9 protein-coding genes are annotated in these 9,299 nt (G+C 54.4%); 5 read left to right on the forward strand and 4 right to left on the reverse strand.

The window, feature by feature from the left end; translation table 11 throughout:
• Window positions 1–118: 118 nt before the first annotated feature.
• The 3 genes from OSC10802_RS0102275 to OSC10802_RS38340 all read left to right on the forward strand — a co-directional run bounded on the left by OSC10802_RS0102275 (window position 119) and on the right by OSC10802_RS38340 (window position 3,256).
• Entirely contained in the window at window positions 119–1,444 is a 1,326-nt protein-coding gene (locus OSC10802_RS0102275; RefSeq protein ID WP_017715166.1) for a hemolysin family protein, read from the forward strand.
• Window positions 1,445–1,757: 313 nt separating this feature from the next.
• Window positions 1,758–2,168 (forward strand): cytidine deaminase, encoded by a 411-nt coding sequence (cdd, locus tag OSC10802_RS0102280; protein ID WP_017715167.1) that lies wholly within the window; start codon window positions 1,758–1,760, stop codon window positions 2,166–2,168.
• Between the two features lie 125 nt (window positions 2,169–2,293).
• Window positions 2,294–3,256 carry a DNA-methyltransferase gene (locus tag OSC10802_RS38340; RefSeq protein WP_017715168.1) on the forward strand — a complete coding sequence of 321 codons (963 nt, stop codon included), beginning with the start codon at window positions 2,294–2,296 and terminating at the stop codon, window positions 3,254–3,256.
• On the opposite strand, the gene OSC10802_RS38345 is transcribed toward OSC10802_RS38340, so the two are convergent.
• From OSC10802_RS38345 to OSC10802_RS0102300, 3 genes are all read right to left on the reverse strand, one after another.
• Entirely contained in the window at window positions 3,248–3,778 is a 531-nt protein-coding gene (locus tag OSC10802_RS38345) for a hypothetical protein (protein ID WP_017715169.1), read from the reverse strand. The genes OSC10802_RS38340 and OSC10802_RS38345 overlap by 9 nt on opposite strands.
• 283 nt (window positions 3,779–4,061) lie before the next feature.
• On the reverse strand, window positions 4,062–4,703 hold the full coding sequence (locus OSC10802_RS0102295; protein ID WP_017715170.1) for a hypothetical protein: 642 nt from the start codon (window positions 4,701–4,703) through the stop codon (window positions 4,062–4,064).
• 185 nt (window positions 4,704–4,888) lie between these two features.
• Window positions 4,889–5,674 carry an HAD family hydrolase gene (locus tag OSC10802_RS0102300; protein ID WP_017715171.1) on the reverse strand — a complete coding sequence of 262 codons (786 nt, stop codon included), beginning with the start codon at window positions 5,672–5,674 and terminating at the stop codon, window positions 4,889–4,891.
• A gap of 40 nt (window positions 5,675–5,714) precedes the next feature.
• On the opposite strand from OSC10802_RS0102300, the gene OSC10802_RS0102305 reads away from it, so the two are divergent.
• On the forward strand, window positions 5,715–7,376 hold the full coding sequence (locus tag OSC10802_RS0102305; RefSeq protein ID WP_017715172.1) for a hypothetical protein: 1,662 nt from the start codon (window positions 5,715–5,717) through the stop codon (window positions 7,374–7,376).
• A 96-nt stretch (window positions 7,377–7,472) separates the two neighbouring features.
• Window positions 7,473–8,429 (forward strand): hypothetical protein, encoded by a 957-nt coding sequence (locus OSC10802_RS0102310; RefSeq protein ID WP_017715173.1) that lies wholly within the window; start codon window positions 7,473–7,475, stop codon window positions 8,427–8,429.
• A gap of 26 nt (window positions 8,430–8,455) precedes the next feature.
• Here the strand turns inward: OSC10802_RS0102310 and OSC10802_RS0102315 are convergent, their stop codons facing one another.
• Entirely contained in the window at window positions 8,456–9,142 is a 687-nt protein-coding gene (locus OSC10802_RS0102315) for a DevA family ABC transporter ATP-binding protein (protein ID WP_017715174.1), read from the reverse strand.
• Between the last annotated feature and the right edge of the window lie 157 nt (window positions 9,143–9,299).

Raw genomic sequence — 9,299 nt, forward strand, 5'->3', positions numbered from 1 at the left:
GCGGGAAATGCTACTTTCTATATAGCCAGAGTCTTCGCACTCTTTCCTTTGCCGGTTGCAATAGCAGTCACAGGTGCTCTGGCGCTCAAGCTAGCCGCTAGCGCCGGCAATTTTAAAAATGTCCTCAACTATTGACATCCTGATTGTTTTTCTACTGATCCTCGCCAACGCCCTGTTTGTGATGTCAGAAATGGCCATCGTCTCGTCCCGGAAGGCGAGGCTGCAGCAGATGGCCAACCAGGGCGATCTCAAGGCCCGCATGGCTCTGGAGCTGGCGAACGCCCCGAATAAGTTCCTCCCCGCAGTTCAGATTGGAATTACTCTGATTGCGATTCTCTCGGGTGCCTTCGGTGAGTCGGTGATCGCTCACAGACTCAGGCCGATTTTGCATCTGATTCCCTCGCTGGCACCGTACAGTGAAACGATCGCATCTGTAGTGGCGGTTTTGCTGATCACCTACCTGACCCTGATTATTGGGGAGCTGGTGCCCAAACGGCTGGCGCTCAATAACCCAGAACCGCTTGCGACTGCGGTGGCTATCCCGATGCGGATGCTGGCGAGCGTGACTGCGCCTGTTGTTCACCTGCTGGGCGCTTCTACGGATATGGTGGTGCGGCTGCTGGGGATTAAACCTTCTACAGAGCCACAGGTGACTGAGGAAGAGATTAAGGTTTTAATTGAGCAGGGCACGGAGGCGGGAACGTTTGAGGAAGCGGAACAGGATATGGTGGAGCGGGTGTTTCGCTTGGGCGACCGCCCGGCTAGCGCGCTGATGACGCCGCGACCGGATATTGTCTGGCTGGAGCTTGAGGATTCGCCGGACGAGAACCGGCAGAAGATCGTTAATAGCGCTCACTCCCGGCTGCCGGTGTGCCAGGGGGGTCTTGACAATGTGCTGGGGGTCGTGCATGTTACTGATTTGCTGGCGCAGTCTCTGGCGGGACAGCGGCTTGACCTGACGGCTAAGTTGCGGCGTCCGCTGTTTGTGCCGGAAAGCACGCGGGGGCTGAAGGTTCTGGAGCTGTTCAAGCAGTCGAGCACTCACATCGCCCTGGTGGTGGATGAATATGGGGTGATTCAGGGTTTGGTGACGCTCAACGATATTTTGGTGGAGCTTGTGGGTGATATTCCTTCGGTGGAAAATCACGATGAGCCGCAAGCAGTGCGGCGTGAGGACGGTTCCTGGCTGCTGGATGGGATGCTGCCGGTGGAGGAGTTTTTTGAACTGTTTGAGATGGCGGAGTTGCCAGAAGAGCAGCGGGGGAACTATCACACAATGGGCGGGTTTGTGATTACTCAGCTGGGGCGCATCCCCACCGCCGCCGACCATTTTGAGTGGAATGACTTGCGCGTTGAAGTGGTGGATATGGATGGCAATCGGGTTGATAAGGTGCTGGTGATGCAGAAGCCCCAGCCGCCGGCACCACCGGCAGCCGGCGAGTGATATAGCGCGTCTAAATCCTCCCCTCGTTCCCAGCCTCAGGCTGGGAACGAGGCTCTGTCGGCTCCGCCGACTTTGGGCAGACAGGCAGCATTATAGCAGTAGCCAGTTAGGTTAGGACATTAGACTTTGAGGGTATGAGGCCCGGCGAACGCCGTACCTACGTCTATACTTCCTAGGACAGGCGTTGCCTCAGTACGCGCCCGCACGGAACGGCCTGTCAAGCGTGTCCTAAACAGACTGTCTGTTGCTATATTAGTCTAACAGCTTAATATTGATGCTCGCGAAGACTCTCTAATATTTAAGATGAAGTTCTATGAATAATTTAAGGATTTCTGATAGCGATCGCTCGCAGCTGCTGGTGGCGGCGCGGCAGGCTGTGAGACAGGCTTATGCGCCCTATTCGCAGTTTCGTGTCGGTGCTGCTGTGCTGACGCAACGGGGGAATGTATTTGCCGGTTGCAATGTTGAGAATGCTTCTTACGGACTGACGATTTGTGCGGAGCGGGTGGCTATCTGCTCAGCGGTTGCTGCTGAGGGTGAGGGCATGGAAATTAGGGCAATCGCAGTTGTTAATCAGCGCGAGGTGCCTTGCTCTCCTTGCGGTGCTTGCCGGCAGTTTATCTGGGAGTTTGGCGCGGAGGCGACTGTGATTTTTCAAGGGCGCGAGGGGGTCAAGGAAATGCCGGCGGCTGCGCTGTTACCTGAAGGGTTTCGGTTGGGTTAGGGGGGAGGATACAAGCCGAAACCCACCCCCCAGCCCCTGCAGTAGCGTTCCCAAAGGGAACGCACCCTACTATTCCCGTTCCGCTTATGTTATAGTGTAAATATGAAACCAGGCAGATTAAAGTCATGCTCCAGTTGGCGCTCGATTACCAATCAGAACAAATAGGCCGGTGTGCGATTTTGCAGGCAGACTGTTTCGAGTGGCTGAGCCGAATTCCTGAAAACAGCATTCATGGGGTCGTCACCGATCCGCCCTACGGGGTTAAAGAGTATGATTTCGACCAGATTGCAAGAAGGGAAAATGGAAAGGGCGGTATATGGAGAATTCCACCCTCATTTGACGGACACAAACGCTCTCCCCTACCGCGCTTTACAGCACTCACCCAGAAAGAGCGAGAAACCTTGAAGTGTTTCTTTTCCGAATGGGCAAAGCTGACAGTGCGCGTCCTGCGTCCAGGGGGCCATGTTTTCATGGCGAGTAATGCTTTTCTCTCACAGCTAGTTTTCGGCGCTCTGGTTGAAGGTGGCTTGGAGTTTCGCGGGGAATTAATTCGTCTTGTCAGAACTCTTCGCGGTGGCGATCGCCCGAAAAACGCCGAAGAGGAGTTTCCTAACGTATCGTCAATGCCGAGAGGATGTTATGAGCCGTGGGGGATTCTGCGGAAGCCGATACCGTCCGGAATGAAACTCAGCGACTGTCTGCGAGAATTCCAAACCGGCGGTTTAAGGCGAATTCCTGATGGCAACCCGTTCAGTGATGTAATCCTCAGTGAGAGGACACCGAAACAAGAGCGAAATATTGCCAGCCACCCGAGTTTAAAACCGCAATCTTTTCTCCGCTCGGTCGTTCACGCTGCTTTGCCGCTGGGTGAGGGTATTATTGCCGATCCTTTTATGGGTGCCGGCTCTACAGTAGCGGCGGCGGAAGCTGTGGGCGTTTGCTGTATTGGTGTCGAGCGCTATCTGGAGTATTACGAGATGAGCCGCACGGCAATTCCAAAACTGGCTGCTCTGAAAATGCCGGCTGAGAAGACTGACGTGAAAAACCAGACTGAGAGCCTAACAGGCAAGCAATTGACGCTATGGTAGCCGGGGAGCTTGATAAATCCAGTTGCCAATCATTTTCTGGGAACCGGACTGGTTAACACTGGCGGTTATTGTCCGGTGACTGGTTTCGGAGCGACCAGCAAATGTCCAATCATTCTCTGTGAGGTAAGGTCCAACAACTTTGATAAACCGGAAGGGCTTGGGCTGGATGTCCTGAGCCGCATCAACTGGACGGTTGCTATCAAAAATAAACACCATAAGCCAGATGTTTTCTGGGTTATGGCCCTGCCACGCACTCTTATAGCGAGAGCCTTTTATTTCAACCCCCTGACTAGCGTTTTGAGTGGCATTTTTCGGGAACCGGCCCGCTGGGATTAAGTCGGGATGTCCGTTATGATATTGGTTCTTGACAATCCCGGCGCAGTATTTAGGAATGCTAAAAACCCTAAATTCACCAACTAAACCGCTAAAGGTTGCCGGCATCAGTATCGCCTCAAGTCTATCTAGTTCCTTGGGATAGAGCTGTTGGTGGATGAATCCAAGAAAGTCTAGAAAATCATTCATGGCCAGCTGAATGTTTTCGGCACCCCTAAGGCAGATTTGCGCTAGGGTTAAAGCCGTTAGGATTAAGGGGGTGGGGTTGGCACGCAAGCGCCTCTAAATTCTGACTCATTGGCCCAGGTAGATAAAATTTTTGCATCAAAAAAGGGCGGTTGCTGTAGTCGAGCGCTATCTGGAGTATTGGGCGACGGAGGTGCACGGCAGTTCCAAAACTGGCGGTTCTGAAAATGCCGGCGCTCGAAGGCTTACCTGAAAATTGCAACTGAGATCGTCACAGCCCTTGACGCTAGAGGAGGCCAGGATCTTGATAAATCCAGTTAGCAATCATCTTCTGAGTGCCAGACGGCTTGACATTAGCCGCGATTGACCGGCGACTGCTTTCCTTCCCAGAAAATGTCCAATCATTCTTTGTGAGGTAAGCGCCAACAACTTTGACAAACCGGAAAGGTTTGGGCTGGATGCCCTGACCGGCATCTGCAGGACGGTTGCTATCAAAAATAAACACGACCAGCCAGAGGTCTTCTGAGTTATAGCCCTGCCACGCAGTTTTATAGCGAGAGCCTTTGATGTGAATCCCCTGCTTCCCGTGCGGAGTGGAATTGTTGGGAAACATGCCGGCGGGGATTAAGTCTGGATGTCCGTTTGGGTATTGGTTCTTGACAAGTCCGGGGCAGTATTTAGGGATGCTAGAAGCCATAAATTCCCCGACTAAACTGCTAAAATTTGCCGGCATCAGCATGGCTTCAAGCCTGTTTAGTTCCTTGGCACAGAGCTGTTGGTTGAGGAATCCGAGAAAGTCGAGAAATTCCTTCATGGCCTGCTCAATGTGTTCGGCGGTGCACCCGTAAGGCAGATTTGCTTGCGGGTTAAAGCCGTGAGGGTGAAGGGGGTGGGGTTGGCAGGCAAGCGCCTCTAAGTTCTCAATCATTGGCCCGGACCTATAAAATTTTTGCATCCCAAAAAGTCATAAACTTTAGCGATAGCCTGAGCCCAGGCAGAAAAGCAGTAATAAACTGGGTTTCTTTGGGTTATCAGACCGTAATTTCATTGCTCCCATTCCAAGAAACCCGGTTTCTGGTATTACAATACCGGCGAGCAAAGAGTTGGGAACAGTCAGCCGGCGGCGGCAGCCTCTATAATAAACCTCGCCAACTCACAAAAACCGTCTCCTTCGGCACCGGCGGTGACGCAAACCGGCAGGTGCTGCAACTGACCGGCATATTCCAGCACATTCGCCACCCCCACCGAAACCGGAAAGCAGGTGGCATCAAACAAACTCTCATCATTGGGACTGTCCCCCACCGTCACAACCTGCGCCGGCGCTATTGCGGGAAAATAATCCCGCAGCACCTGCAGCACAGCCTGAGCCTTATCCTGTCCCACCGGCTTGATGTGGCACTGTACCGAACTGTAGGTAAAACCCCAGCCTAGCTCATAGCACAAAAAATTCATTTTGTCAAGGTCTGCCTGGACCAGACCGGCAACATCAAATGTCCAGTCAGTAATGCGAAAGCGGCTGTCGCCTGACTCCTGAATTTGGGGAAACCTAGACTTGAGGGAAGCAAAAGCATCAGCGAGCCGCTGCCGGTGATCGGCAGAGTCGGAAATGGGCGTGATGGGCACCGGCGCATCCTGACCGGCTCTATAGAACAGCCCACCATTTTCGGCTATCGCACCGGCAGCGGGCAAATAGCTGGCCAGCCCACTCACCCACCCAGCGGAGCGACCAGTGACAATTAGAACTTGAATGCCGGCAGCAGCCAGATCCTCTAGGGCTTGCAGCAAAGCCGGGGTAAATTTGCCCCGGCGCGTCAGGGTGCCATCCATATCCGTGGCCACCAGACGAATATTTCTCAACTTTCCGGCAGCACGAGCCTGAGATAAGGTTAAAAAAGGCATAAAGTAGGGGCTATCCTAGAAGCTGATTGCACGCTTATTTATGGCCAAACTCTCACCTGACAGGCAAAATCACCTATCCATCCAAGAAGCGGCGCGGGCCGGCATTCACAAGCCGATTTTGGCAGCGCTGTACAGAGCCCACAGCCAGCCGTCCTTAGCGGACGGAGAGACGGGTTTGGGGATTTCTCCAGCGAACCGGATCAAGCTCGAGCAACTCAACACGTTGCCGGAACAAATCCACTGTGCCGCCAGTACCATCCGCAGTCTGAGTGAGAATCTGGCCAAAGAGGGGTGGGCGGCGTCTGACTTGTGGCACGCAGAAAAGGGTCACTACACGGACCGGTTCATCGAGACAGTTGCTGCCGGTTACGCGCCCGCCAGCAGCGACACCGCAGCCGCCCGCATAGAAGCCTGTGACAGCCAGATGCTGCTGCAAGCGTACCTGGAGGACTGGAGCCGAGACACTCAGGTCGCTGATTTCCCCCAAAATCTAGATTACCTGGAGGGGGCGCTGCTAACACTGGTGAGTGGAATTTCCCGCTACTATACCGGCTTGCCCTGGCAGCGGGAGGCCCTGCTGGAAGCGGCCCGCATCTGGCACGGGCTGGACACTGGGGGGGAAGCGAAGGCAAAACTGGCAGATAAAATGTCAGTTTCAGCGGCTGAAACGAATGATGAGTCGTACTTAGATCGACTTCTGATGCAATTTATTGAGGGTATTGCCCGCAAGTGGAGCGGCTACCCGCAGCAGGTGGAAGCGCTGCTGCGACTGACTCAGCTGTGGCGTCAGCTGGACTCGAGGGAGTCAGCGATCGTCTCGCTGAGAAAAAACACCTCTGCCGAAACTCACCTGAAAATCCTCGACCCCGCCTTAATCGCCTTGGCGGTGCGGCTTGCGAAGTCATACTCCGGCAAGGGATACCAGCGCAACGCCCTCACAGAAGCGGTGCGAATTTGGTATGGGCTGGAGAACCGCACGGCGGCACTGGTGAGCTTGGGAGTCAGTGGCGAAACCCTAAAGGCGGGCAAGAGCGACCCAGCGGTTTTGGCGTCTGCAGCCGCCGGCTTGGACCGGGAGCTGCTGGAATTTGCCCGCAGGATTCCTGCTGAGTATAGAGAACTCGACAGCCAGCGGCAAGCCCTGATCGGCCTGGCGCAACTCTGGCGGGAGCTCGAGACGTTTGAGCAAGCGGTGAGAGCGCTGTTGGATGACCTGAAGCAGATGAATCGGGCCAGAGCGGGGGATCCGGTTGCCCCGCCCAGGCCGGTGGCGCTTGTCGGGGCTCGCCCGGAACGGTGGACGCCGGAGAATCTCCAGATCCATGCCGCAATTCTTCCGGACGGCTATTTTACCTGGGCGCAAGTGACGGGCGGGGGGGCAAAGATGCCACCCGACCAAGCGACAGTGGATGCGGCGATTCGCATTGCCGGTCTGGCTGAGCGGGCGCAAGAGCGCATTGGCCGGCCTTTTCACATCACCTGCTGGCACTCTCCGGAGGGCAGTAATGCCGGTGCCGGTGGAGGAACCGGGCACAGCCTCGGCGACGCTATTGAATTTTACTGCGACGGGCTGACCGGCAATCAAATTTACTGGTTTCTAGATCCTTGGTGGCCAGGAGGGCTGGGCCGCTATGCCGGCTTCCCCTACCTCTGCTATATCGACGCGCGCAACTATCGCTGCCGGTGGGTGCGTGACAGATAGCCCCTGAGGATTTAGTTTTATGAATTTGCCAGCTCCACTGCCTTCAGAAAGGGCATCCTAGATACAAATAAACCTTAAATCCAGCCGCAACCGCCTATGTCAGCCCATATCATTCTCGTAGATCCCTTATTAGCTGCTGCTAAAGCGCAACCTGCCAAGCCCAAAGGAAACAGCGCCCCTGCCGATCAAACCTGGATGGCAGCCTCGGGAGGGCTGCTGTTGCTGCTGCTGGCGGTAGGGGTGGTTGCGAAGCTGCAATTAGACAAGCTGGCCAAGAAGCTGAAGATGGAGGAGTTTAAAAATCGAGAGCTGCAAAAAAAATACAAGCTGGCTGTTGACACGATCACCAAAATGGAAAAGAATCCAGACCTCGTTCACTCGCGAGAGTTTAACCTGGATTATCTGAGAATGCGGATGGCAGATGAAACCTTCCACTTTGCTATTGTCAATCAAATTAAAGTCAAGGTTAAAGATAAGATTTCGCTGGCCCTGCGCCCGACGAATGAAACGCGAGGGGTGGGGCGTCAAGTTGAGGAGCGCTTTGATTTGGAGTATGAAACCGGCGAAGGGGCGAAGGCAACTAAAGGGGTGCTGTTCCGCATTGAAGTCAAATTAACGAAATTGCCGACTCAGCCCACCTCGGTCACCATCGGTCAAATCATTGACTGCATTGAAACCTATCTCAGCACTGCAGAGGACGATCACAGCTGGCAGCCGACGATTCAAGGTCGAGTGGCGTACATCCACTGGGATCAAAAAGCCAAGCCCACACCGCTGCTGGTGCTGGAGCAATCGAATGAAGGGGTTAATGTTACCTTCGCTACCAAACGGCGAGGGGGACCGGCATCGAATAGTGAGCAAACCGGTTTTCCAGAGGAGCAGGAGCCGCCCCAGGCGGCGAAGAGTCCCTCGGCTGCCGGCGGACGGGATTCCAAAACCAGCGGGCGCACCGGCAAAACTGGCGGCAGCGAATCGAAAAGCGGGCGCACCGGCAAAACCGGCGGCAGCGAATCCAAAACTAGCGGGCGCACCGGCAAAACCGGCGGGCGCTGACGGTTAAAAATGCCAAATTTTAAATGTTAAGTGTTACTGGACAGACGCCCATCTTCCATGTGGACAATGCGATCGGCAACATCTAAAATGCGATTGTCGTGGGTGACGAGCAAAATCGTGCAGCCTTGCTCTTTGGCGAGCTTTTGCATCAGATTCACCACATCCCGACCCGATTTGCTGTCGAGAGCCGCTGTGGGCTCGTCCGCTAAAACTACTTTGGGATGGCTGACTAGAGCGCGGGCGATTGCCACCCGCTGTTTTTGTCCTCCGGAGAGGTTTTCCGGATAGTAATCAGTGCGGTTGCCCAATCCAACGGCTTCTAGCATGGCCGATGCTCTGGCACTCATCTCCCGCTGCGGGATATGATCGTGCAGCTCCAGGGACATCTGCACATTTTGCCGCGCCGTTAAAGATTTTAGCAAATTGTGGGCTTGGAAAATATAGCCAATGTTGCGCCGGACACGCACCAGGTGGTTCTTGCCGGCACCGCACAGTTCTTGGCCTGTGACTTTCAGACTGCCCTCTTGCGCCGAGCGCAAACCGCCCAGCAATGTCAGCAAGGTGGTTTTCCCGGAACCGGACGGGCCGGTCATGATCACAATTTCGCCCGGGTAGATTTCCAGGTTGATGTCAAATAAAACCTGTTTCTGGAGGGAGCCAGAGCCAAAATAATGGTTGAGATTTTCAATAGCGATAACGGGTTCTTCAGACATAGGGCATAGGTTTGTAGTTGGGCTTTAGCCCAAACGTTCGTAGTTGGGCTTTAGCCCAAAGGTTTGTAGTTGGGCTTTAGCCCAAAGGTTTGTAGTTGGGCTTTAGCCCAAAGGTTTGTAGTTGGGCTTTAGCCCAAAGGTTTGTAGTTGGGCTTTA

It is taken from the genome of Kamptonema formosum PCC 10802 (genome assembly GCF_000332335.1).
Lineage (GTDB): Bacteria > Cyanobacteriota > Cyanobacteriia > Cyanobacteriales > Oscillatoriaceae > Oscillatoria.

What these genes read in the sequence shown, in the direction of transcription:
- OSC10802_RS38340 (WP_017715168.1), top strand. Translation starts at nt 2,294, where the DNA reads ATGCTCCAGTTGGCGCTCGATTACCAATCAGAACAAATAGGCCGGTGT.
- OSC10802_RS0102275 (WP_017715166.1), top strand. Translation starts at nt 119, where the DNA reads ATGTCCTCAACTATTGACATCCTGATTGTTTTTCTACTGATCCTCGCC.
- OSC10802_RS0102305 (WP_017715172.1), top strand. Translation starts at nt 5,715, where the DNA reads ATGGCCAAACTCTCACCTGACAGGCAAAATCACCTATCCATCCAAGAA.
- OSC10802_RS0102295 (WP_017715170.1), bottom strand. Translation starts at nt 4,703, where the DNA reads ATGATTGAGAACTTAGAGGCGCTTGCCTGCCAACCCCACCCCCTTCAC.
- OSC10802_RS0102300 (WP_017715171.1), bottom strand. Translation starts at nt 5,674, where the DNA reads ATGCCTTTTTTAACCTTATCTCAGGCTCGTGCTGCCGGAAAGTTGAGA.
- cdd (WP_017715167.1), top strand. Translation starts at nt 1,758, where the DNA reads ATGAATAATTTAAGGATTTCTGATAGCGATCGCTCGCAGCTGCTGGTG.
- OSC10802_RS0102315 (WP_017715174.1), bottom strand. Translation starts at nt 9,142, where the DNA reads ATGTCTGAAGAACCCGTTATCGCTATTGAAAATCTCAACCATTATTTT.
- OSC10802_RS38345 (WP_017715169.1), bottom strand. Translation starts at nt 3,778, where the DNA reads ATGAATGATTTTCTAGACTTTCTTGGATTCATCCACCAACAGCTCTAT.
- OSC10802_RS0102310 (WP_017715173.1), top strand. Translation starts at nt 7,473, where the DNA reads ATGTCAGCCCATATCATTCTCGTAGATCCCTTATTAGCTGCTGCTAAA.